This window comes from Paenibacillus pinistramenti (assembly GCF_005869875.1).
In the GTDB taxonomy this organism is placed as follows: domain Bacteria; phylum Bacillota; class Bacilli; order Paenibacillales; family Paenibacillaceae; genus Fontibacillus; species Fontibacillus pinistramenti.
Genome location: NZ_VAWG01000006.1, coordinates 143066 through 167876 on the forward strand (window position 1 = coordinate 143066; position 24811 = coordinate 167876).

General features: G+C 53.7%; 21 protein-coding genes. 3 read left to right on the forward strand and 18 right to left on the reverse strand.

Annotated elements, in window-relative coordinates; translation table 11 throughout:
• Positions 1-21: 21 nt before the first annotated feature.
• Positions 22-1767 (reverse strand): glycoside hydrolase family 13 protein, encoded by a 1746-nt coding sequence (locus tag FCN15_RS09915; protein WP_138494850.1) that lies wholly within the window; start codon positions 1765-1767, stop codon positions 22-24.
• Positions 1768-2188: 421 nt separating this feature from the next.
• Here FCN15_RS09915 and FCN15_RS09920 point away from each other — a divergent pair, with 421 nt between their 5' ends.
• Entirely contained in the window at positions 2189-3196 is a 1008-nt protein-coding gene (locus FCN15_RS09920) for a LacI family DNA-binding transcriptional regulator (protein ID WP_138494851.1), read from the forward strand.
• 34 nt (positions 3197-3230) lie between these two features.
• On the opposite strand, the gene FCN15_RS09925 is transcribed toward FCN15_RS09920, so the two are convergent.
• The 4 genes from FCN15_RS09925 to FCN15_RS09940 all read right to left on the reverse strand — a co-directional run bounded on the left by FCN15_RS09925 (position 3231) and on the right by FCN15_RS09940 (position 6781).
• Positions 3231-3860, reverse strand: a complete 630-nt coding sequence (locus tag FCN15_RS09925; protein WP_238996612.1) for a glycerol-3-phosphate acyltransferase — start codon at positions 3858-3860, stop codon at positions 3231-3233.
• On the reverse strand, positions 3860-4948 hold the full coding sequence (locus FCN15_RS09930; RefSeq protein ID WP_138494852.1) for a glycosyltransferase: 1089 nt from the start codon (positions 4946-4948) through the stop codon (positions 3860-3862). The genes FCN15_RS09925 and FCN15_RS09930 overlap by 1 nt, the downstream gene beginning before the upstream one ends.
• Before the next feature lie 195 nt (positions 4949-5143).
• Positions 5144-5692 carry a YfbU family protein gene (locus tag FCN15_RS09935; RefSeq protein ID WP_138494853.1) on the reverse strand — a complete coding sequence of 183 codons (549 nt, stop codon included), beginning with the start codon at positions 5690-5692 and terminating at the stop codon, positions 5144-5146.
• 63 nt (positions 5693-5755) lie between these two features.
• A complete protein-coding gene (locus tag FCN15_RS09940) occupies positions 5756-6781 on the reverse strand; it encodes an ROK family protein (protein WP_138494854.1) in 1026 nt (341 codons plus the stop codon).
• Between the two features lie 278 nt (positions 6782-7059).
• Here FCN15_RS09940 and FCN15_RS09945 point away from each other — a divergent pair, with 278 nt between their 5' ends.
• Positions 7060-9651, forward strand: coding sequence for a PAS domain S-box protein (locus FCN15_RS09945; protein WP_138494855.1), 2592 nt, complete (start codon positions 7060-7062; stop codon positions 9649-9651).
• A 132-nt stretch (positions 9652-9783) separates the two neighbouring features.
• On the opposite strand, the gene rbsB is transcribed toward FCN15_RS09945, so the two are convergent.
• From rbsB to FCN15_RS09985, 9 genes are all read right to left on the reverse strand, one after another.
• A complete protein-coding gene (gene rbsB / locus FCN15_RS09950; RefSeq protein WP_138494856.1) occupies positions 9784-10701 on the reverse strand; it encodes a ribose ABC transporter substrate-binding protein RbsB in 918 nt (305 codons plus the stop codon).
• 17 nt (positions 10702-10718) lie between these two features.
• Complete coding sequence (gene rbsC / locus FCN15_RS09955) at positions 10719-11687, reverse strand: ribose ABC transporter permease RbsC (RefSeq protein ID WP_138494857.1); 969 nt, start codon at positions 11685-11687, stop codon at positions 10719-10721.
• Between the two features lies 1 nt (position 11688).
• Entirely contained in the window at positions 11689-13170 is a 1482-nt protein-coding gene (locus tag FCN15_RS09960) for a sugar ABC transporter ATP-binding protein (protein WP_138494858.1), read from the reverse strand.
• Between the two features lie 12 nt (positions 13171-13182).
• Positions 13183-13584, reverse strand: coding sequence for a D-ribose pyranase (gene rbsD / locus FCN15_RS09965; protein WP_138494859.1), 402 nt, complete (start codon positions 13582-13584; stop codon positions 13183-13185).
• A gap of 1 nt (position 13585) precedes the next feature.
• The gene (rbsK, locus tag FCN15_RS09970) at positions 13586-14467 is read right to left on the reverse strand and encodes a ribokinase (RefSeq protein WP_138494860.1); all 882 of its coding nucleotides are present in this window, start codon (positions 14465-14467) and stop codon (positions 13586-13588) included.
• 1 nt (position 14468) lies between these two features.
• Positions 14469-15452, reverse strand: coding sequence for a LacI family DNA-binding transcriptional regulator (locus FCN15_RS09975; RefSeq protein WP_138494861.1), 984 nt, complete (start codon positions 15450-15452; stop codon positions 14469-14471).
• Between the two features lie 243 nt (positions 15453-15695).
• Positions 15696-15884: a hypothetical protein gene (locus FCN15_RS09980; RefSeq protein ID WP_138494862.1), complete on the reverse strand. Its 189-nt coding sequence runs from the start codon at positions 15882-15884 to the stop codon at positions 15696-15698.
• Between the two features lie 53 nt (positions 15885-15937).
• The gene (locus tag FCN15_RS19300; protein ID WP_203232119.1) at positions 15938-16201 is read right to left on the reverse strand and encodes a hypothetical protein; all 264 of its coding nucleotides are present in this window, start codon (positions 16199-16201) and stop codon (positions 15938-15940) included.
• Between the two features lie 236 nt (positions 16202-16437).
• Positions 16438-18672, reverse strand: a complete 2235-nt coding sequence (locus FCN15_RS09985; RefSeq protein ID WP_138494863.1) for a heavy metal translocating P-type ATPase — start codon at positions 18670-18672, stop codon at positions 16438-16440.
• Between the two features lie 180 nt (positions 18673-18852).
• On the opposite strand from FCN15_RS09985, the gene FCN15_RS09990 reads away from it, so the two are divergent.
• On the forward strand, positions 18853-19224 hold the full coding sequence (locus FCN15_RS09990; RefSeq protein ID WP_138494864.1) for an ArsR/SmtB family transcription factor: 372 nt from the start codon (positions 18853-18855) through the stop codon (positions 19222-19224).
• Positions 19225-19342: 118 nt separating this feature from the next.
• Here the strand turns inward: FCN15_RS09990 and FCN15_RS09995 are convergent, their stop codons facing one another.
• The 4 genes from FCN15_RS09995 to FCN15_RS10010 form a co-directional block, all read right to left on the reverse strand.
• Positions 19343-20806 carry a glycoside hydrolase family 1 protein gene (locus tag FCN15_RS09995; protein ID WP_138494865.1) on the reverse strand — a complete coding sequence of 488 codons (1464 nt, stop codon included), beginning with the start codon at positions 20804-20806 and terminating at the stop codon, positions 19343-19345.
• Between the two features lie 61 nt (positions 20807-20867).
• Complete coding sequence (locus FCN15_RS10000) at positions 20868-22793, reverse strand: beta-glucoside-specific PTS transporter subunit IIABC (RefSeq protein WP_138494866.1); 1926 nt, start codon at positions 22791-22793, stop codon at positions 20868-20870.
• Positions 22794-22924: 131 nt separating this feature from the next.
• Positions 22925-23758 carry a BglG family transcription antiterminator LicT gene (gene licT, locus FCN15_RS10005; protein ID WP_138494867.1) on the reverse strand — a complete coding sequence of 278 codons (834 nt, stop codon included), beginning with the start codon at positions 23756-23758 and terminating at the stop codon, positions 22925-22927.
• A gap of 222 nt (positions 23759-23980) precedes the next feature.
• Positions 23981-24718: a GTP pyrophosphokinase gene (locus FCN15_RS10010; protein WP_138494868.1), complete on the reverse strand. Its 738-nt coding sequence runs from the start codon at positions 24716-24718 to the stop codon at positions 23981-23983.
• Positions 24719-24811 lie beyond the last annotated feature (93 nt).

The following is a 24811-nucleotide window of genomic DNA, read 5'->3' on the forward strand; positions in this document are numbered from 1 at the left end:
TCTGTTTATTTTTCCGCAATATTATTCAGTTACAAGAACCGGCTGAGCGTCTGTCTTCTCCCCGCCCTGCGGCGCTGCTCCTTGCAGCTCCCGGGCACTTGTGACCAGATGATAAACCCGGCTTTCAAAAGGTCCCAGTTCCATTTCGGCCTCAAGTCCAACGACTTCAGAGAACGAATTGTGCAGCAGCAGACCGGCAGCCGTATACTCCAGGCTCTCCGGCAGCGTGATCTTTGCCTTCTCAGCCGTCAGGTTGCTGATCACCAGCAGCTTCTCATTTCCGAGGGTCCGGGTATAGGCATAAACCTGCTCATGCTCAGGAAGAATCAGGTCATAGGTGCCGTACACCGCTGCCTCATAGTCATTGCGCAGCTTGATCAGGCTCTTGTAGAAATGATAAATGGAATCCGGATCGAGCATCTGCTGCTCCACATTGATGTCCGTATAATTCGGATTGATCTTCAGCCACGGCTTGCCGGTGGTGAAGCCCGCATTGTCCCGGCTGTTCCACTGCATCGGCGTTCTGGAATTGTCGCGTCCGTTCTTCCAGATGATCTGCATGACTTCATCATGGGTTTTGCCGTTCTGAGTCTCGATCCGGTACAAATTCTTGATCGCTACATCGTTATAATCCTCAATGTCGTTAAACTGCACATTGGTCATGCCGATCTCCTGCCCCTGATAAATAAACGGCGTGCCCTGCATCAGGAAGTACATCGCGGCCAGCGATTTGGCAGATTCCTTCCAATAATTCTTGTCATCTCCCCAGGTGGAAATCACGCGAGGCTTGTCATGGTTCTCGATGAACAGCGCATTCCAGCCGTTATTCTCAAGCCCCTTCTGCCAGCGGGTCAGCGTCTTCTTCAGCTCCACCACATCCAGCCCGCCTTCGGTGCTCTTGTCCCAAAGCGACATATGTTCAAATTGGAAAATCATATTAAACTTGCCGCGCTCTTCCCCGACCCACTGCTCGGCATCAGTGACGTCCACGCCGCTGGCTTCCCCGACAGTCATCACGTCGTAATGGTCCAGCGTAGCTTCCTTCATCTCCTGCAGGAAATCCTGGATGCCTTCGCGGTTCATGTGACCTTCAAACGAAGGCACATAGTCGAGCTGATCCGGGTTGGGCATGTCCGGCATGCCCGGAATCTTTTTGATGTGGGAAATCGCGTCCACGCGGAAGCCGTCGATCCCTTTATCCAGCCACCAGTTCATCATGCTGTACAGCACTTTGCGGACCTCGGGGTTCTCCCAGTTCAGGTCAGGCTGGCGCCGGGAAAATACGTGCAGGAAATACTGCCCGCTGGCCTCGTCATATTCCCAAGCCGATCCGCCGAAGATGCTCTCCCAATTGTTCGGCTCGGCGCCGTCTTTGCCGTCTCTCCAAATATAGTAATCCCGTTTAGGGCTGTCCTTGCCGGAGCGCGATTCAACAAACCAGGGATGCTCGTCCGAGGTATGATTAATGACCAGATCCAAAATGAGCTTCATCCCGCGCGCGTGGACCTCATGCAGCAGCTGATCAAAGTCACCCATTGTGCCGAACTCTTCCATAATGTCCTGATAATCCGAAATATCGTAGCCGTTGTCGTCATTTGGCGACTTGTAAGTCGGGCAGATCCAGATGACCTTGATGCCCAAATCGGCCAGGTAGTCCAGCTTGGAGATAACCCCCTGCAGGTCGCCGATCCCGTCTCCGTTGCTGTCCATAAAGCTTCTTGGGTAAATCTGATAAGCTGTTGCTTCTTTCCACCATTTCTTATGCAAGTTCTGCAGCCCCTTCACGTAAAAAAATCATTCTCAAACAAGCCTTCCGTCAACGACTCTTCCGCCAACAGCCTTCCGTCCTTCATAACGAAGGAAAATATTTTCCCAGACAAGCCGTTTCTGGGACAAAAACCGCTGTTTCCGCCCCGATATTTGAGATGGATTAATGGATTGGTTTATGATACAACGTAAATTAGGAAAATATTTTCCTGACGCAGTCATTATAAGTCTAAGTATACCGGCGGTCAATAGGGTTCTTCTGCAATTTTAAAGGGCTGAATTTGAAGCAAATTGAAGCAAATTAAAGCAATTTAAAGCGGTTCCAGCATTTGTTGGAGACTTACGCCCTCTCTCCGATTACAATAAAGAGCGTACAAGCTTACGGAGCCGGGCGGCATCCGGAAGGAGGACCATTTTTCCCTTGAAGATTACCATTAACGATATCGCCAAAATGGCCGGCGTCTCCATCTCGACCGTGTCACGGGTCGTCAATAACAGCAAGCCTGTAAACGACGATGTCCGCAGACGGGTGATGAGCGCCATCAAAGAAACCAATTACCGGGGCGGCCTGACAAGCAGCGATGCCGCAGGGCCGAAAGCGGATTCCAGCCTGATCGGCGTCATCCTTCCCCATAATTCCAATACGGTTCTGGACGATTTCAACACCGGCATTAACCATGTGGCCGATTTATACGGTTATGATGTAACGGTAGGCCTGACGGATGCCACGGTGGACAATGAGCTCGGATATTTGCGGCTGTTCGGCGGAATAGGGCTGCAGGGGATTATTTTTGCAGGGTCCCCGCTGAACGAACGGCATCTGGAGATTATCCGGGAATTCAAGCTGCCCTGCGTCGTTGTGGGCGAAATTTCGCCTGATCCGTCCATTCCGTCCGTTCATGTGGATAATATTACGGCTTCCTTTGAAGCGGTGATGTATTTGATTCAAAAAGGCCACCGCCGGATCGGCATGATCCGCGGGAAAGATGAAGGCGTCGTCGGAGGGCACCGTTTCGAGGGGTATGCCCGGGCATTGTCGGAAGCGGGTCTGGAGCTGAATGAGCAGTGGATCGCTGAAAGCGGAATGTCGGTCGAGGACGGCATGGAGGCGATGAGCCGCCTGGAGGAGAGCAGCGGCGGCAAGCTGCCGACGGCTGTATTTTGCTCAACAGACTGGATGGCGATCGGCGCGATGAACTATCTGCTGGACCACGGTTACAAGGTCCCTGAAGATGTGGCCGTGTTTGGCTTTGACGGAAGCTTCATGTCGTCGGTTGTCCGGCCCCAGCTCTCAACGGTTTCTTATTCCGCAACGGAGATCGGCATGACCGCGACCCGGAAACTGATCAAGCTGATCAAGGGGGAGCAGGTGCAGCCGCCGCATACCAATGTCACGCATCATTTGACCCTGCGGGGAAGCACCAGATAGACTCCCGGCTGAAAGACAGCAAGCCATATCAAATCTATCCATTCTTCATAACCCTGCCGCGTCTGAGCAGAATGGACAGCTTGCTGCGGTTGGTGAAGACCAGCAGGATCAAATTGATCAGTCCAAGCAGCAGAAACGGGCCGGAGAAGCCTCTTACATATAAATAGAGAAGCAGCAGCAGCATCCCCAGCACAACGTGGAGGCCGCTTGCTTCATCGGAAATCCGGCTCCCCCGCTCCCCTCTGCTGAGCAGCTTCGAGATACCCAGCATGCAGGCGAGCAGAATGGCATAGACCAAGGAAGCCTCAAATCCGGTTAACGCGCTCCAGATGCCAAAGGTTACTGCGATGCCTTTTCCTCCGCGAAACTTAAGAAACGGGGAGAAGATATGGCCCAGCAGCGGCGCTGCGGCCAGCAAGGTCAGATGGTAGCCGGCTTCCAGCCCCTGACCGGCGATCCAAACCAGCGGGAAATAGCCCTTCAGGAAATCCAGCGCCACTCCTGTAAGCCCGAGCCGGTAACCGGCCGCAGACCAGAGGTTGAAAGCACCGGGGTTGCCGTCCCCCACCTTCCGGACATCCACCTTCGCCATCCGGCCGAGCCAACAAGAGAACATGAAGGAACCGAACACAAATTCAATCCATGCCAGCAGGATCAGCATCATCAAGATTTCCGGCCCCCCACCTTAATGGTCCTTCCTTTCCAGATCACTTTCTTCAGAAAGACCACCTGATAAGCTGAATATCCAAATACGATCAGGAAGAACAGCACGGACAGCACATGCAGCAGCGGCATCACCAGGCCGAACCGGCCGACCGGGCGGGCCAGCAGGAGGATTTGCGCCGCAAACAGCAGGTAGCCGGCCAATGCGGCATAGATCCAGTCCGCCTGCCAGGCAAACCAGAGAGACTGCGCCGCAGCCAGACCGATGAACCAGACCGCAACCAGGAGAACCGTATAAGGACTTAATTGGGCTGTGCTGTTCACCGCCCCCTTGCTGAAGCCCTCAAGCTCGCTGCGGATTCCATCCGGATACATGCGGAACGAGACCTCTCTGCCGCCCAGATAATTGGTAACCGGAAGCCCCGCAGCCCGGTACTGGGCGCCAAGATTTAAGTCGTCCAGAATTTCGGCGCGAATGCCGTCATGACCTTTAACCGCCTCATAGTCCTCCCGGGACGTTACAATACAGGAGCCGTACAAGCCCTGCCGCGGACTGCGCTGTTCAAACGGGGACGTAAACGCAAACACCCCCAGCAGGTTCGGAATCAGAGCAAGACGCTCGTAAAACTTCTCCGTATAGTGGTAAGGCACCGCCGAAACGGCGCCGCCCGCCCTGGCCCGGACTTGAAGCAGCGTGTTCAGCGCCTCCGGCGCAAGCCGGACATCCGCATCGAGAAAGACGAGGATGTCGCCGGTTGACGCCTGGAAGCCGTTCCAGACGGCCCACGTCTTCCCGGTCCAGCCTGGCGGAAGCTCGTGATTCTGCAGGACCGTCACCCCGCAGCTCTCCGCGACAGCCCGCGTCCGGTCCGCCGATGCATCGTCAACCACGATAACTTCAGCGGGCTGATACGTCTGGGCGCGGAGCGAGCTCAGCAGATATGGGAGATTCCCCTCCTCATTGCGGGCCGGAATGATGACGGACACCCTTCCTCCGGTATAGGGAGCAGCGCTGCCCGGAAGCAGCTTCCTGCGGAACAGTCCGAATCCCGCCAAACATCCGATAATGCATATCAGAAATATCCACATTGCAACCCCTCGCTTTCCCGCGGAGCCCGAATTCCCAAAGCAGATTATATTCTACTTTATGTACAAAACACCCGGGAAATGCCAGCAATAAGCCGTCCGGAAGCGCCGTAGCTCTTCAGACTTCTTGGATTGCAGGCACCTGTCCCGGGTGCTCTCATGTTCTAAAGAAATCAGTTGTTAACCGGATCAACCAGGTCAGTGATTAACCGAATGCCGGTCCCATTTTTCCAGAAATCGTATGGAGAAAGCCGGCTTGGCAATAAAGCGGATTTCGTCGGGGCTCAAGGTCTGTTTATGGCCCATTAAAGCCCACTGGCGCAGCATGGAGCGGTAGGCCGGCAGCATGGGAGCGCCGCTGTCGCAGCCTTCCGGCTTATCGAAATCCCCATACCCGCCGTCATCTTCGATCACATAGCTGGCAAAAGAAAAGTGCTGGAATTCTAAGTGGCGGCTGAAGCCGCGGAAGATGACGGACTCCCTCTCAATCCCCGCCTTTCCCGCGCCGCTCAGGTCATCGAAGGAAAGTGAAAGCGTGCGGAACATATTCAGGATCAGGAACACCTCATCGCTGATCTGCTGCGGGATGTCGTCGCTGACCATATCCATCACCTGATCGTAATAATGGGCATATCCCCGCTGTAAAATTTTGATCTTCTCGTCATAATACTCGCCGTCCCCGAGATTCAATGCCTTCAGGATCTGCAGCTGGTTGCTGAGTATGAGCCTCTCCAGTTTGGTTAGCATATTGATTCTCTCCTTTCGGGCATCCGCCTTATTCCCGCCGTCCGCGCGGCCCCTGCACAGCCCTCATACCTCCGAAATCATGCGGCTGAGCGCGATTCGCTTCAATCCGTTCAAATAATCCTGCTGCCTGTCGCGCAGCACCAGTCTGGGCACATGCTCTGCGGGCACGTATTTCGCACAGGCTCTTGTGACTTCCTCGACCGCCTCTTCATTCAAGTCCTCCCGGCAAAAAATAACGGCATGCGGGTTAATCACCGCTACCAGCGAGGACACCATCCGGGCCAGGCTGTCGATCACCAGCGGCTCACTCCGGGTCTGTTCCGGCCGGCTCCGGCCGTTCTTTGTAGCATCCGCAAAATTCATGTTGTCATATTGGGGAATATAAGAAATTTCACCTGAGAAAAAGCTGCTGCCGCGCACGACATCGCCGTTGATCAGAATACCGGCGCCCGGCCCCTTCGTGCCGAGGAACAAATACACCAGCGTCGGATTATCTGCCTTGGTAAAGGATTCATGATAGCCGAGAACCGCGGCGTTCATATCATTTTCCACCTCTACCTTCAGCGGCAGCCTGGATTCATAGTACGTCTTGAGATCAAAATTCTGGTAGGCCGGAAAGTTCGGAATGTGGAAGGAGATGCCATTCTTCACCGAACCGGGCACCCCCAGGCTGAGGCACCCGATTTTGGGGTAACGCCCTATGAGCTCTGCCACGATGTCGGTCAGCGTATCCGGCCGCAGCTCCCACTTGATCCCGGTCTGCTCCTGCTCGAGCACCTCTCCCAAATAATTAATGACGGTATAGAAGGCGTCCTCTCTCTCAATGTAGAGAGCCAAACCATGCTTGAAATCCGGGTTCAGCCGGTACCGCTGGGCACGCCGCCCCCCGCTTGAGCGGTCTGTCCCTGCAAGCTGAATCTCCCCGTCTCCGGCCATTTGATCCACAATTCTGCTGACCGTAGGAAAGCTGATCTCAGCTCCTTTGGATATTTCCGTCTTCGTGGCATCGCCCAGACGAATCAGCTCCAGCCGGACCCGCCTGACCACCAGCTCACTGATTTGTTTGGGAGATACAAACTGCTCTTTCATGGGCGTCCCCTTTGGAATCCGACTTTTTAAACACGTTTAATAAGTTGATGCCTAGAGTTTAGCACAGGTGTCCGGCAGTGACAATGCGGCTTTCTTAAGGTATTAAATCTTGAATTTCTCCAGGCCGGGACTTCCCCTTCCGCCGCTGACCGACTCCCCCGTCCCTTTTAAGCAAATTTTCAGTTTTGTCTGTAAGCCGGCAGGAAAAATTGACCAGCAGATAGAAAATGTCCATCCATACTCAAGTTTAGTTTCTTGGACGGGAGGTTTTACTCTGGGTGTCTACTGAACATGAAATTATTGACATGGCTTATTTTGATCAGATTTTTAAACATGCGCCGACAGGCATGGCTCTGCTTACGGACCGGGGCCTGTTCTTAAGGGCGAACCCTGCCTTTTGCCAGCTGTTGGGGTACTCGGAGGCGGAGCTCCAGCATAAGTCATTCACACATATTACCCATCCGGATGATGTCCCTGACAGTCTCTCCCCTTTTATGCTCATCCTGCAGGGCAAAGAGGAGATCTACCGGACGGAGAAGCGTTACATACATAAAAACGGCCAGACCATCTGGGCTTCAAGTGTGATCTCCCTGCTTATCAGGCCGGAAGGCACCCCTTATTTTGCTGCACAAATCATAGATATTACTGCGCTGAAGCTTGCAGAAGCCCGGCTGCTGGAGAAGGAACACCTGCTGCGGCAGAAAGAGCTGCTGTATCAATCGGTCGCGGATAACAGCTATGACTTCATCACCCGCCACAGCCCGGACGGGACCTTTAAGGATGTGTCGGCCTCCTGTTATGAAGTGCTGGGCTACCGGAAGGAAGAGATGGTCGGCCAGCCTGGCGAGGCCTTCCTGCATCCGGAAGAATGGGCCTACATAGAGCAGAAGCATTTTACTCTCCTTGAAACGGGCAGCCGCTATAATCTGACCTACCGGCTCCGGAGGAAGGACGGCCAGTATTTATGGGTGGAGTCCACCTCTTTCGTTGTTCCGGACCCGGACACGGGCCAGATCCAGGAGGTTGTTGTCGTCTCGCGGAATATTACGGAGAATATCCAAACTTTGAATATGCTCAAGGAGTCACAGGGACGGTATCAGATGATTGCAGATCACGCCAGAGAAATTATTGTATTTACCGACAGGAACGGGTTCATCCAGTATGTATCTCCAGCGGTTACCGGCCTGCTGGGGTATGAGGTTTCAGAAGTGCTCGGCACGAGGATCTTTGATTACTGGCATCCGCAGGAGCGGCTTCCCAAGCAGAAGAAGATCCGGAGCGGCAGCTGGGCGGTAAACGCTAGTATTAACCGCGTCCGGCATAAGGAAGGCCATTACATCTACATTGAGACCACCTTTCAGCCCGTTCAGAATGAAGAAGGCGCCGTCACTCAGATTTTGTGCATCAGCCGGGATTTTTCAGAGCGGAAGCAGGCTGAAGACGAGCTGCGAGCAGCCAATGAGAGGCTGGAGTCTTTCATTGTCAACCATGCCGATGCTGTATGGATCATGGACCGCGAGGGCATCGTCAAACAAATCAATCCGGCCTTTCAGAGGCTGTTCCAATGGTCGCCGCCGGAGGTGCTTGCCCGGCAGCTGCCGATTATTCCGGAATCCTGCAGAACCCGGATGAAGATACTGCAGAATGAAGTCTTATCCGGACGTTCCATCGCAGGATATGAGAGTACCTGGGAGCGGAAGGACGGTCAGCCGGTGGAGGTAAGCGCCACCTTCTTCCCGATCCGGGACAATGCAGGCAAGATTGTCGGCATTGCCGGCAGTGCCCAGGATATCCGCGGGAAGAAGCAGTCCGAGAAGAAGCTGAAAGCGGCCAAGGAGCAGCTGGAATCCTATCTGCATCACAACATTGACCCGGTGCTCATTCTGGATACGGAATGCCGGGTTCTGCGGATTAATCCTGCCTTTGAGAAGACTTTCGGCTGGACAGGCTCGGAGCTCGTCGGCACCATTGCCTTTGATCTGCCTCATATCCCCAAGGACGCGGGCCAGGCGGAGCTGGTTTCCTTTGAAGAGATCAAACCGTTCACCATAGCAACGAACCGGCAGCAAAAAGACGGCACGATTATTCCTGTGCAGATCTCCGTCTTTCCCCTGCTGGATGAACCGGGCTCCCACAACGGCTGGGCTTTGAATTTGCGGGATATGACGGCCCATAAGCAGGCGGAGCAGCTGCTCATCAACTCGGAGAAGCTGTCCATCGCCGGGCAGCTGGCGGCAGGCATCGCCCATGAGATCCGCAATCCGATTACGGCCATTAAAGGGTTCGTCCAGCTGATGAATTCGGGGCTGCCTGAGAAGCAGCTCTATTATGACATCATGGCCTCGGAGATCGACCGCATTGAAATGATTCTGAGCGAGCTGCTGATTCTCGCCAAGCCGCAGGCCGCCCAGTTCGAGCCGGCCGACATCCGCCAGCTGCTGAGGCAGGTCATCACCCTGCTGGACTCGCAGGCCAACATGAATAACGTTCAGATTGTGACCGAATTCGAACCCGGAGAAGCCTGCATTTTATGCGACAAGAACCAGCTGAAGCAGGTCTGCATTAACTTTATCAAGAACGCGATTGAGGCCATGCCTGACGGTGGAGTCGTAACGATTCAGCTGGGCCGCAGCAGCAGCGGGAGCCATTATCTGCTCCGGTTCATTGACGAAGGCGTCGGCATCCCCGCCCATCTGCTGGAGCGGCTCGGCCACCCCTTCTATACCACCAAAGAGAAGGGCACCGGACTCGGATTTATGGTCAGCAAGAAAATTATCGAGAACCACAACGGGACCGTCACGATTCACAGCACCGAAAACGTCGGCACCACGATCGAGATCAGTCTTCCTTTCATCCAGGTTATCGTTTAGGACGTACGCTAAGCCCCCATTAAATAAGGCCCGTATCTCACAGATTACAGCTGTCTGTGAGATACGGGCCTTAAGTTTAGCTGCTTTAATCTTAATCCTCTAAACCGTTTACAGGCTCAATTATTTACGGGGTTATTCTTTCGTCACCAGCTTCAGCGGCGCCGGAATGGACTTGTCCACCGTCTTGCCCTGGAGGACATCATTTGCGGCCTGCACCGCCATTTGGCCGATCAGCTCAGGCTGCTGGGCTACCGTTGCCGTCAGCTTGCCTTCCTGGATGGACTTCAGCGCGTCGTCGCTGCCGTCAAAGCCGATCACCGGAATATCTTTGCCGGAGCTTTGAATCGCTTCGATCGCGCCGAGCGCCATCTCGTCGTTCTGGGCGAAGACCGCCTGCACGTCCGGATGGGCCTGGAGCAGGTTCTCCATCACATTCAGGCCTTTCGTGCGGTCAAAGTCCGCCGCCTGCGAAGCGACCACGTCCAGCTCTTTATCCGCAATATCGTGGAAGCCTTTGCCGCGCTCGCGGGTTGCGGAAGCGCCGGCTACGCCCTGCAGCTCAACGACCTTCGCGCCTTTGCCGACCAGCTTCTCGAGGTATTCAGCCGCCATCTGGCCGCCCTTCACGTTATCCGAAGCGACAAAAGCCTTCACATCCCCTTTATCCGAGGAGCGGTCGATCGTAATGACCGGAATGCCGAGGTTGTTCGCGGATTCCACCTCTGTGGAAATCGCTGCCGAGTCGCATGGATTAATCAGCAGAATGTTAACACCCTTCTGCATCAAGTCCTCCACGTCGTTGCTCTGCTTCGCGGAGTCGTTCTGCGCATCGACGATGATCGTCTCGATGCCTTCCTTCTTCGCTTCAGCCTCTACGCCGTTCTTCAGCGAGACGAAGAACGGGTTGTCCAGCGTCGAAACGGACAGGCCGATCTTGATGTCCTTTAAATCCCCGCCGGTATTGGGCTTGGCCCAGCTTGGCGGCTGCATGGAGCAGCCGGTTGTTAAAGCAAGCAGCAGCGCTGCAGATAGTAAAATAAGCTTTTTCATAGTGAGTCTCCTCCCCTTTATGCGGATTTCTTCCGGTCGATGAGTACGGCGATCAGGATGACAATCCCTTTAACCACCATCTGATAGAAGGAAGATACGCCGAGCAAGTTGAGTCCGTTGTTCAGAATTCCGATAATCAGCACACCGATCAGGGTGCCCACGATACGTCCGCGGCCGCCGGAAAGGCTGGTGCCGCCGAGTACGACCGCTGCGATCGCGTCAAGCTCGTAGGAATCGCCGGCTGTCGGCTGCGCCGAGTTCAGACGGGAAGTCAGGATCGCGCCGGCCAAAGCGGACAGCAGGCCTGTCAAAGCGTAGATCATGATCTTCACGCGGGTAACCTTGATGCCCGACACCTTGGCTGCTTTCTCATTGCCGCCGACGGCGTACGTTTTGCGGCCGAAGGAAGTCTTATGAAGAACCACCCACAAGAGGGCGAAGGTAATGATCATGGTGATCGCCGGAACCGGAATGCCGAACTGGTAGCCGCGGCCGAACAGCTGGAACGCCCTGCTGTCGCCGAGTCCTGTAATCGGGTTGCCGTCCGTATAAACGAGCGTCAAGCCTCTGAAGATCGTCATTGTAGCAAGCGTTGCGATAAATGGAGCCATTTTCCCTTTGGTAATCATCAGACCGTTCACCATGCCCATCACGCCGCCGAGCAGGCAGCCGATAATAATGGACAGAATCGGATCCAGGCCGGCCACCATCATGTTGGCGACAAAGGCGCTGGATAAGGCCAGAATCGAGCCGACCGACAGGTCGATGCCGCCCGTCAGAATGACGAAGGTCATCCCGAACGCAATCAGGGCATTAATCGAAACCTGACGCAGCATATTCAGAATGTTAAGCGGTTCCAAAAAGCTCGGATTCAAAACCGATACAATAATAATCAGAATAATCAGGCCGAGCAGCGGCCCGAGCTTTTGCGTGACTTGAGACAGCTGAAAGCCTTTGGCTGGTTTTGCTTCGTTTAAAGTCGACATGTTATTGTCCCCCTGTAGCCAGTGTCATGATTTTCTCCTGTGTTGCCTCTTCCCTGCCGAGTTCGCCGGTAATCCGGCCTTCGTGCACGACGACAATCCGGTCGCTCATGCCGAGCACCTCCGGCAGCTCCGAGGAGACCATGATGATCGCGACGCCGTGTCCGGTGAGCTCATTCATCAGCTGGTAGATCTCCCGCTTGGCGCCTACGTCGACGCCTCTGGTCGGCTCATCGAGGATCAGCACCCTCGGCCCGATGCCTACCCATTTGGCGATTACAACCTTCTGCTGGTTGCCGCCCGACAGGTTGCCGGCCGCCGTTTCGGCGGTGTGCGTCTTGATCCGGAGCCGCTTGATCAGCATATCGACAAAGGATTTTTCCTTCTGCGAAGAGATCAGGCCTTTGGAAGAGAAGCTCTTCAGATTCGGCAGCACCATGTTCTCTCTCACCGAAAAATCCAGGATCAGACCTTCATCCTTCCGGTCCTCCGTAATAAACCCGATGCCCAGCTTCACTGCGTCGTCCGGCTTGCGGATAACGGCTTTCCTGCCAAACAGCCGGATCTCCCCGCTGTCCAGCGGATCGAGGCCGAACAGCGCTCTCATGATCTCGGTGCGTCCCGAGCCCATCAGGCCGGAGAAGCCAACGATTTCACCCTCCCGGACCTGGAAGCTCACATTCTCAAACAGGCCTTTGCGGGAGACTCCCTGCACCTCGAGCGCTGCCTTGCCCGGGTTCGGCGTTCTCGCCGGATAGCGTTCGGTCAGCTCGCGCCCGACCATTTTCTTGACGACCTCATCAAAGCTGGTGTCCGGGATCGCTTTCATATCTACGGTTTTGCCGTCCCGCATGACCGTGATCCGGTCGCAGATTTCGAAGATCTCCTCCATCCGGTGGGATATGTAGACGATGGACACGCCTTCCTGCTTCAGCGAGGCAATCACCTCAAACAGCTTGCGGATCTCCCGCTCGGTCAATGCCGAGGTCGGCTCGTCCATAATAATGACCTTCGTATCCGTCAGCAGCGCCTTGGCGATTTCGATCATCTGCTGCTGGCCCACTGAGCACTCGCCGGCTTCGGCGTTCAGCGGAATGTCGACGGACAATCTGCGGAACTGCTCAGCTGCAAGCGCCTTCATTTCTTTCTCTTTCAAAAGGCCCCAGGATGACGACATCTCGCGTCCGATGAACAGGTTCTGCAGCACCGTCATATCAGGCCAGACGTTCAGCTCCTGATGGATAAAAGCGATGCCCGCCTTCTCCGCTTCCTTCGGATTGGAGAAATACGTCTCCTGTCCGTCGACCGTAATCGTTCCGGCATCTTTGGCGTGCATACCGGTCAAAATGTTCATCAGCGTCGATTTCCCGGCGCCGTTCTCTCCCATCAGGGCATGGACCTCGCCCGGCTCGAGCTCAAAGTCGACACCCGACAGCACCTGGTTGGCGCCGAACGCTTTATGAATGCCTTTCATTTGAATGCGCATAACGGCTCCTCCTTATTTCCCGAAATTAACGCCCGCCTGCAAAATCACATTCGCATACGGCTTGGCTTCGCCCGTGCGGATCACGGCCTTCGCCGTGCGGGTCAGCTGCTTGAACGCTTCGTGCGGACAATACTCCAGCCCGGCCCCCGCAAATTGATGCTCTATATAATGAAGCGCCTCCGGGTTGTCGGTCTTGATCTCTTCCGCCAGCACAGCCTTCTCGACCACCATATCCTCGGCAATCGCGCTTACCACAGCTTCAAAGCTTGGCGATCCCAGCCTCAGCGCCAGGTCGATCTTGGGAACTCCGTCCGGAACGGGCAGCCCCACATCCGCAATGACAATCGTATCGGTATGGCCCAGATCGGCCAGCACCTTCGCAATATGGCTGTTTAACATTCCCAGCTTCTTCATCTCACATCTGCTCCTCTACTTCCCGGCGCTGCGGCATTCCGCCCTGGGCGCCGAATTTGGTCACGGACAGGGAAGCTGCGCGGTTTGCAAAGCGGATGCTGTCGTACACCGGCTTGCCTTCGGCCAGCGCCACCGCAAAGGCGGCGTTAAACGTATCGCCCGCACCGGTAGTATCAACTACTTCCACCTTATAAGAAGGAACGAGCACTTCTTTCTCACCGTCGAAATACCGCACGCCCCGGCTGCCTTCCGTAATAAACAGCTTGTTCGGATATTTACGAAGCGCATCGGAGATGCTCAGCTCCGTAAACATGATCTTTGCTTCATGCTCATTTGGCGTAATGTATACCGCATTCTCAATGACCTCCTCCGGAATCGGACGGGCCGGCGCCGGGTTCAGCAGCAGCGGAATGCCCAGATCCTTGGCAAGGCGGCTGACATAGACGACCGTCTCCTCCGGAATTTCCTGCTGAATGAGGATCATATCTGCACCGCTGAACGCCTTCAGCGCACGGGTCCCTATATATTCCGGTGTGACTTCGTCATTCGCCGCCTTCACGACCACGATGCTGTTGTCGCCTTCAGCCAGCGTGATGTGGGCCGTTCCGCTCTCCCTATGTGTAACCGGTTCCACATAAGTCACAGAAACACGGTTTGCTTTAAAGTTGTTCAGGATCTGCTCGGCAAAAGAATCATCCCCGACCCGGCCGATCATCGTTACCTCCGCTCCGAGGCGGGCCGCAGCCACTGCCTGGTTGGCGCCTTTGCCGCCCGGCACCGTCTTGAAGCTCTCCCCGAGCACCGTCTCGCCGGCTCCCGGACGTTTGGAAGCCGTCACTACAAGGTCAATGGACGAGCTCCCTACTACTACTATCTTCGCCATGTTATTCAACCGCCTTTCTTGTCGTATCCCGTTCCGTGAAGGTGACGGGCATCTGAATCGCAGTTTGCTCTAAAGGTTTGTTCTCTATAAGTGAAATCAGCAGGCGCGCCGCCGTTCTTCCCATATCGTAAGCCGGCTGGCGGATCGTCGTCAGCGCCGGATTCAGAATCCGGCTGAGCGGAATATCGTCAAAGCCGATAACCTGCACGTCCTCAGGAACGCGCTTGCCGAGCCGCAGGGCTTCATGAAGCACGGCAGCCGCTGTAATATCGTTGCTGGCGATAACCCCGTCGGTATCCGGGTACTCCCGGAACAGCTGCTCCGCCCAGGTCCCCGCCTCCGTGAAGGAGAAGGACGAGGTCTGAATGACGCTGCATGAAATTCCATGCTCCCTCAGCATTTCGACCGCGCCCTTGAACCGGTCCTGTGCGGGCCGGATATGCTTGGGCCCCTGCAGAACGGTCACGCGCCGGCTGCCGCGGGCGATGATCTCCCGGGCGGCGATTCTGCCGCCTTCCCGGCTGTCGGAGTAGACCGATGGGCTGTTATCTGCCGTCCGGTCGAGGAAGACCACCGGAATATTCAGGTTCCGGTAAACATCCGAGTCCGGATAGTTGGTGGAGGCGATGACGCCGACTACGTTATTTTGCACAAAGGTTTGAATATATTCCTGCTCTTTATCCCGGTCCTCATCGCTGTTCCCGAAAATGATGCGGAACTCGTGCTCCTGCATCTCATCCTCCACCCCCCGGGCAAGCTCCGGAAAGAAGGGGTTGGTGATGTCCGGCAGCAGCAGGCCGGTCAGCTTGGATCTTCGCTTGTAAAGAGATCTCGCGACCTCGTTCGGCGTATACTGGAGCTCCTTGATAGCGGTTTCAATATTCCGGCGGGTATCCTCATGGACGTAACCTGTTCCATTGATCATCCGCGAAACCGTCGCTACCGAAACTCCGGCCCGTTTGGCCACATCTCGAATCGTTGCCATAGCTGTTCTCTCCTCATCAGGCAACCGGTTGTGGAACCGGTTACACAGATAAGATAACATAGGGCTTTCAGAATGGCAAGTGCCTATACGTTTTTTTTTGATTTTATAAAGCTCTCGTATCTCTGGCAAAATAATTAAAATACATGGATAAACTTTTCTATTAAATTCAAAAATAAATACAAAAAAACATCATCAGGGATGAGTCCCTAATGATGTCTGAGTTTATAATTGTAATCCATTGATTTATCTTTTAAATGCCATTTCAAGTCTTTCCTTAATCAACTGGCTGTTCTTTTGACGAGCTGCACGTTGTTCGCGGATAACCTGAGCAGAGGATTTATTTGAAGATGCAAACAACAATGCATCCTTTGGCTGAGCTCCGACTGCTTCAGAAACAACTCCATTTAGCGATACATAAACCTTAGATGCCATGCTACATCCCTCCTATCATCATTCTCACCAATTCGAACATCAGTGCATTTTTATCAATTATCCCTTTTGTGCAGCTCTATGTAGTTTTCTATAATATCCTTTGCTTTTGAAAAATATTCTGCCTTTACCGTACTGTCCGCAAACACCAGAATGGTTTTCCTCTCTTTGTAAGCCTGAATCATTTCCATATGGGTTACAGTCCGTTGAGCTTGCTTATAAAAGGTGCCCGCCTGATTAGCGATAAACAGAATAAATACATCTGATTCTTTAACGCGAGCTGATAAAAAATTTTGTTTTAGTAGACAATTGAAATTCACTTCCTATCTGTCTAAAATATGTATCTATAATTTTACCATATTATAAGATTCGGGTAATTTTCATCCATTCCCTTCAGAAAAAGAAGTTTTAGACTACCGCTGTTGTCATTCAACTAAAGTTTTCCTTTAGCTTAGCGGCTGCAGCCAGTCTAAAGCTGATTTCAGCTGACACCCCAAAGAGCCTCCCCGGCGGGACCGGAGAGGCTCATGCTTTTTCGTCCATAATTATTAACGTCTTACTTCTCCGCCCGGAGCACCCGCATCGCATTAAGCACGGCAATCAGCGTGACGCCGACATCGGAGAACACGGCCTCCCACATGGTTGCAATGCCGAAAGCGCCCAGCAGCAGGAACAGCATTTTGACTCCCATAGCAAAAATAATATTCTGCCATACGATCCGGCGGGTACGTCTCGCAATCCGGATGGCTGCGGCAATTTTGGACGGTTCGTCGTTCATAATGACGATGTCAGCCGCTTCGATCGCGGCGTCGGAGCCAAGACCGCCCATGGCGATGCCGACGTCCGCCCGCGCCAGAACAGGAGTATCGTTGATGCCGTCGCCGACAAAGGCGATCTTCTCCTTAGCCGTTTTCCCGGCCTCCAGCTTCTCTATTTGGGCTACTTTATCCTCCGGCAGCAGCTCGCTGTACACCTCATCCAGCTTCAGCTTCTCCGCCACGGCTTCGCCAACCGCTGTGGCGTCTCCCGTCAGCATAACCGTCTTCTTGATCCCCAGCTCCCTCAAGGACTGCACCGCTGCGGCGGCATCCTCCTTGATTACATCGGAAATGACCAGATGCCCGGCGTACTTTCCTTCAACCGCGAGATGCACGATGGTGCCTGCCTCCTCCGGCTGAGCAAACGGAATGCCGTGTCTGTCCATAAGACGTGTGTTTCCGGCAAGGACCATTTGCCCGCTGACCGTAACCTCTACGCCATGTCCGGATACTTCGTTATAGCCGGCAATCCGGCTCTCATCCAGCTCTCCCGGATAAGCCCTGCCCACCGATTCGGCAATCGGATGGCTGGAATGCAGCTCCGCGTAAGCCGCAGTCTGGAGCAGCTCTTCGCGGGTAAAGCCGCCGGCCGGGTAAATGCCGGTGACTTGAAAGGAGCCTTTGGTCAAGGTGCCGGTCTTGTCGAAGACGACAACTTTTACAGCGTTCAGCGCCTCCAGATAGTTGCCGCCCTTCACCAGCACCCCTGCCTTGGAAGCCGCTCCAATGCCCCCGAAGAAGCCCAGCGGAATAGAGACCACGAGCGCACAAGGACAGGAAATGACCAGGAAAATCAGCGCGCGGTAGATCCAGTCCGAGAATTCGGCTCCGCTGACCACCAGCGGAGGGACAAGAGCCAGCAGCAGCGCTACGATGACGACAGCCGGCGTATAAATTCTGGCGAACTTCGTGATCAAATTCTCCGTCGGCGCTTTCTTGCTGCTGGCATTCTCCACCAGCTCCAGAATTTTGGCTGCCGAGGACTCGCCGAACGTCTTCTTCACTTCGACGGTGAGCATCCCGTTCTTGTTAATAAAGCCTGCCAGCACCTGGCCGCCCGCTTCCACTTCACGGGGAACCGATTCCCCTGTCAAAGCCGAGGTATCGATCATAGATTCGCCTTCAAGAACAATACCGTCCAGCGGAACCCGCTCACCCGGCTTGACAACAATATGGCTGCCGACGGCGACGTCCTCAGGCTTCACCCGCTGCACCTCGCTGCCGGTCTTCAGGTTCGCATAATCCGGGCGGATATTCATCAGCGAGGTAATGGATTTGCGGGAACGGTTAACGGCAAGCCCCTGAAACAGCTCTCCCACTTGATAGAAGAGCATAACGGCTACTCCTTCCGGATACTGGCCGATGCCAAAGGCGCCGAGCGTTGCGATCGTCATCAGGAAATACTCATCAAATACCTGGCCTCTCCCTATATTCCGAAGCGCCTGAAGGACGATGTCGCCCCCGATAACCAGATAAGCAGCCCCAAACAGCACCAGCTCCAGCCAGCCTGGAAAATGCCCGAGCATTCCTGCAGCTGCAATTACGGCGCCTGAGATCAGGCGGATCATCATCTTCTTATCCAGGCCATGCGCATGGCTGTGGTCATGCCCGTGACTGTGATCATGACTGTGATCGTGCCCTTGACTATGATCATGGCTGTGGTCATGGCTGTGGCCGTGATCCTGGCTGTGACCCGGGAGCTGTGCATGTGCGTGGCGGGGTATATTTTTAAATTTGACTTCCATCTTAATACGGGGCTCCAGCTTCTTAACGGTTCTGGCCGTCTCTTCAACAATTCGCGCATTCTCTTCGGCCGCCGCTTCAAAAGCCAGAGTTTGGGTAACAAAGTTCACAGAGCACGCGGACACACCGGGGATGCTCCTTACTCCATTTTCCACTTTCAAAGCGCAGTTTGCACAATCCAAACCGTTCAGAACATATTCATGCTTAACCGTTGCCTTGGCGTTTTGCATAGGAATGCTTCCCCTTTCCCCTATCCCCAAAAAAACATATGAGCAATTGTTCATGTATTGCTTTCATTATATTCTTACCTTTATTTTGCGTCAACGAATCGGTATAATTTGATGGGAAATGAATCAATCACCCAAGCTCAGAAGAGCCGCAGTTCTTCATATTAGGTAGGTGCGACGACAATGAAGGATATAGAATTAACCGCAGAAGAATGCGATCTTACCTGCAATGGAACCGGCGGCAGCCTGCTGGCGGTCAAATCAGCCATGCTGAGCATGGATTCCGCCGCCCAGATGGCCGACTGGTTTAAAGCGTTCAGCGATCCGACCCGGATCCGTATTGTGGATGCCCTGCGGCAGCAGGAGCTGTGCGTGCATGACCTCACGGTGCTGCTGGAGATGGGGCAGTCCGCCGTTTCCCACCAGCTGCGGTACCTGCGGAATTTGAGAATTGTGAAGCGGCGCAAATTAGGCAAAACCGTGTTCTATTCGCTCGACGATACGCATATCGAACAGATTTTTGTACAAACCCTGCAGCATATTACGCATGAGTAAGCAGACTTTTGCTATTCTTCTATTTTAAGCTGCAAAAAAGGCGCCTATCCCCTTAGGGAAAGCGCCTTTTCGATTTGTCCGGAAGCGAGCGTCCGGAATCAGTGCCTAAGCGGGCTTGTCAGTCCAGATCCTCGCCGTTGCTGGCAATGGCCTTCTTGTACCAGCCGAAGCTCTTTTTGCGGAACCGGTTCAGTGTCCCCTGTCCCTTGTCGTCCTGGTCTACGTAGATCACACCGTACCGTTTGGACATCTCCGAGGTGGAAGCGCTGATGATGTCGATCGCTCCCCACATGGTGTAGCCCATCACTTCAACCCCGTCCATGACGGCTTCCTTCATTTGGCTGATATGCTTCCGCAGATAGTCGATCCGGTAATCATCGTTGATCGTCCCGTCCTCTTCCATCCGGTCCCGCGCCCCCAGACCGTTCTCCACCACAAACAGCGGCAGCCCGTAGCGGTCATACATTTCCTTGAGCACGATGCGCAGGCCGACCGGATCCATCTGCCAGCCCCATTCCGTTACAGGCAGGTTCGGATTCTTGACCGTGCTGTACAGATTGCCGCCGGTAACCCCGTACTCTTCTGGCGTAACCGTCGAGACCAAAGAAGTGTAATAGCTGAATGAAATGAAATCGACCGTATTGTCCAGCAGCAGCTGATCGTCTCCCGGTTCTTTGGCCAGATGAATGTTATTGTCCTCGAAATAGCGTTCGACAAAAGCCGGATAAGCGCCGCGGGCCTGGACATCCGTATGCAGCAGGTTCAGCTGGTTGTCCACCAGAGCCTGATGAACGTCTTCCGGTCTGCTGGTCGCCGGATAGTGGATCATGCGCGCCAGCATGCAGCCAATCCGGAAGTCCGGATTAATGCTCCGCCCAAGCTTAACAGCCAGGCTGCTCGCCACAAACTGGTGATGCAGGGCCTGATAAGAGGCCTCAAGCACGTTCTCGACCCGGTCTTCCACGATCCCGCCGCCGGTAAACGGCTCAATGATGGTTGTATTGATCTCATTGAAGGTCAGCCAGTATTTCACTTTATTTTTATACCGGTTCATGACGGTTTCGGCATATTTTACATAGAAATCAATGACTTTGCGGTTCGCCCAGCCGCCGTAATTCAAGACCAGCGATATGGGCATCTCATAGTGCGAGAGCGTGACAACCGGCTCGATCCCGTATTTGCGCAGCTCATCAAACACCTCATCGTAGAACTTCAGGCCCTGCTCATTCGGCTCGGCATCGTCCCCGTTTGGAAAAATCCGCGGCCAGTTGATCGACAGCCGGAACGCCTTGAAGCCAAGCTCCGCAAACAAAGCGATGTCTTCTTTATAGCGGTGATAAAAATCTATGCCGTAACGCTTCGGGTACCCTTCGGCACTGTTATGCGCAATCGCTGTTTCAATCTTTTCGCTTGTCACATGCATCAGTTCCCGAAGATTGGTGTAGTCCTTCTTCTCAAAATAAGGGACCATGTCAGCGGTGGACAGCCCTTTGCCGCCTTCTGCATATCCGCCTTCGGCCTGATTGGCCGCAATCGCTCCGCCCCACAGGAAGTTCTCTGGAAAACCTTTTGGTGCACCCATCTGTATCAGCTCCTTTATTTTGTAAAAAGCCTGCTCTATCCGTTATGCGCTATCCGATCCGTTAAACTTCAACCTTCAGCACCGGCTGTTTTGCCGCAACCGGCCCCAGCTGAAGCGGAGCAATCACGGTATAATCCGGCGTATTGGTTACAACCATTGCGGTGGTGATGTCGTACTCTCTGGCGATTTTATCCAGCTCAAAGGTGAGCAGCTTATCGCCGGCCTTCACTTGATCGCCTGTCTGCACATGCGCCTCGAAATATTGGCCACGCAGCTTGACCGTGTTGATGCCGACATGCATCAGGAGCTCAACTCCGTCTGTGCTGCGGATGACGATGGCGTGTTTGGTCTTGAACACGTTCATAACTGTACCCGTAACTGGAGAAACAAGCTCGCCTCTCTCCGGCACAAAAGCGATCCCTTTGCCCATCATTTCTTCGCCAAAGGTCGGATCGTCCATTTCCGTCAGCGGAATGGCCGTGCCTGTCAGCGGGGCATACACCGTTTCATCTGTTGGTTCAACCGATCCTGCTTCCAACAGATCTGCCGGAGACAAAGCGGCATTCGAAGCCGCAGCAGCCTCGTCCTGCTCAGCCGAAACGTTGCTTTCAGAACGGGAATTGTCCTGTTCCGGCGCTTCTTCTTTGATTCCCAGCAGGATGGAGACAATCAGCGACACGACAAATGCAATAGCCAAACCGCCAATCGCATACCAGAATGTCGGCCCGATAAAGGCAGGAATACCTGGAAGGCCGCCGTTGCCGGCAAGCACGTAAGCATTTACCCCAAACATCAGCGCGAAGCCGCCGCCTGCCGCACTGCCGATCATACCGGCCAGGAACGGCTTTTTGTACCGCATGTTGACGCCGTACATCGCCGGCTCCGTTACCCCCATAAGGGCAGTCAAAGCCGTGGAAAGCGCGAGGGATTTCAGCTTCTTGTCTTTGGCGCGGAAGAATACTCCCGCTGTCGCTCCCGCCTGACCCATGTTGGAGATGTAAGTCAGCGGCAGGAACTTGTCAAAACCGGATGTAGCCAGGTTGCTGAGAATAACCGGCACAAGAGCGTAGTGCATCCCGGTCATGACGATCAGCGCCATAGCGCCGCCCAAAATAATACCTGCAGGCAAGCCGCCCTCTACGATCAGCCAGTTAATGCCGCCGGACAAGGCGTCACCAACAAAGGTACCGAGCGGACCGATAACAATCATCGTGATTGGAACAACAATCAATAAGCTGAACAACGGGACAAACAACAGTTTGAGTGAAGACGGAATGATCTTATTGAAGCCTTTTTCCACATAAGACAGCAGCCAGACGGCCAGCAGAATCGGAATGACCGATGAGGCATAGGTAACCGAAGTAACCGGGATGCCCAGGAAGGCAACCGGATTGCCGCTTGACAGCAGAGCCGTAATATCCGGGCTCATCAGCGCCATACTCACCGCTACGGCGACAAAAGGATTGGAATTGAACTTGCGTGCCGCACTAAACGCAATCAGCATCGGCAGGAAGTGGAACACGCCATCCCCGATGGACGAAATAATCCGGTACGTATCCGAACCGGCCGACAGCCAGCCAAGTGAAACAAACAGCGCAATGAAGCCCTTCAGCAGACCGGCGCCCGCAATCGCAGGCAGAATCGGCGCAAACACGCTGGCGATGAATTCAAACAGACGCGAGATGACATTCTTGTTCTTCTGCTCCCCGGCGTCCTGTTCTTTCTCCTTCTTGTCCTGAAGTTCCGGGTATTCCTTGACAATGGAATCAAATACTCTGGCTACGTCATTGCCGATAATGACCTGATACTGCTTCCCGGCAATGTTGGTTCCCATGACCTTATCCAGCTTCTCCAAAGCCGCTTTGTCGGCCTTGCTATTATCTTTAAGATCGAAACGAAGCCGAGTGACACAGTGGTATACGGAGTTGATGTTATTTTTGCCGCCGACCCCTTCGACGATTTTGTTGGCCGTTTCCTGGTAATTCATCTGAATCCCCCCAAATAAATTGAACTAAAATAACCCGAACGAAAGCACGGGACGGGGAGCTTGAAGCTTCGCCATTTTCCGCAGCTCATCATTCGGGTTTTGCCTGATTGAACAGTTACAAGCCCATAAGCTTATTTTCTTCTCATTAGACGCTCCAGATGCAGGGCCAGATACATCTGCTCCGAATGCGTCATGCTGTAATCGTAGTTCTTCCGGATAAAGCGTTCGATCTTGTCAATGCAGACAAACGTCTCCGGATAGTTCTTGCGGACCACCTGATACAGATACTCCTCCGTATCGTTATAGCTGGTATGCGTGATGACCCGCTGGCAGAAATACTTGAGATGCGTAATAAATCGGAAGTATTCCACACCCTCTTCATCAAACTCCACATTAAAATGATATTTGATGATATTCATGATATCCTGCAGCAGGTGCATCATGTGCGTCACATCATTCATGGAGTCGTTAATTTCGGCGTTTACGAAGTGCAGCGCAATGTTGCAGATCTCCTCCTTCGGAAACTCGATGCCAAGCCGCTCCCGCAGCAGCGTAATGGATTCCTTGGCCACATCATATTCGGCTTTGTAGAAATGCTGAATCTCCCACGATAAAGGATTCTGGACAATCATGTTCTCCTTAATCCGTGTCGTCGCAAAATGAATGTGGTCGGACAGCGAGATGTAGATGCCATCACTAATCTTCTTGTTCAGCTGGGTGCGGGCAAGCGTGACGATGTCATCCGTGACCTGCAGAATCTCCATCGGCGTCTCCATCAGCGTGGCTTTAAACTTCTCGTAAATCGCCTCGTCCTTCAGATGAAAAACCTTCTCCAGCTGGCTCTCGTCAAGCTCATCGCCGGCTTTATGGTTAAACCCGATGCCTCTGCTGAGGATAAGGACCTCGCGGCCTTTCGCATCCAGGGAGCTGACAATGTTGTTGTTAAAGATTTGTTTGATAATCATGATAACCACCTAATTTTGAGGAAAATAAAAAGCGGGCAAAACCGACAACAGAAACAGAATACTTACGAAACGTATCAAGTATTCATCCTATTGTGGTTTTGCCCGCGTTACCGGTAACAAGCCTCGTATTTAAGATAGCACAGGATGAAAGCGTTGTCTACACCTGAGCTTTAGTTTGCCCGTGCCAATTAAATCCATGCATGGACCGGAAGCAGCCGCTTCCTATTCCCCCAGCAGCTTCATGAAGTTGGCCGGCAGCATAAACTGCCGGTCGTTAAGGCTGATCTTCTGCAGCTCCTCGGCTTCCGCTTCGCTGTTCGCATCCTTCACTTCCTGAACCTCCCGCTGCAGCCGCTCCATCTGGTGGTCCAGCGCGTTGGCGGCTTCGGCTGCGGCCTTCAGCTCGTTCAGCAGTGCCTGCGGCACGGTCTGGCTGTATTTGTAGAAAATTTTATGCTCCAGGCTCGCCCAGAAATCCATCGCAATGGTGCGGATCTGAATCTCTACACAGACATGCTCGCAGGTGTCAGACATAAAGACCGGCACTTCCACCAGCAGATGCAGGCTGCGGTATCCGTTTGGCTTCGGATGCGCTATGTAGTCCTTAATCTCAAGCACCTTCAGGTCATCCTGCTTCTGCAGCATCTCGCTGACGGTGTAAATGTCAGAGATAAAGGAGCAGGTGATGCGCAGGCCTGCAATGTCCTTGATGGAGCCGCGGATGCCGGCCAGCGAGAACTCGCGATTTTTCCGGAGCATCTTGTTCATGATACTGTCGGGCGACTTCAATCGGGATTTGGTATGTTCAATCGGGCTGTAGTCGTGCAGCGTCTGAAATTCTTCCTTGAGAATGTCGATTTTGGTCTCAATTTCATCTAAGGCGAACTTATAAATCAGCATAAAGCGGGTAATTTCATGCCTGAATCTCTTCAATTGATCGATCTGCGATAATGAATCCATTACTCAAAAGTCCCTTCTGTTATGGCGTTAACCCTCTTGGAATAACTATAGCCCAAAACAGAGGGGCAGTTCAATTTTGGTGCTATAATGGAT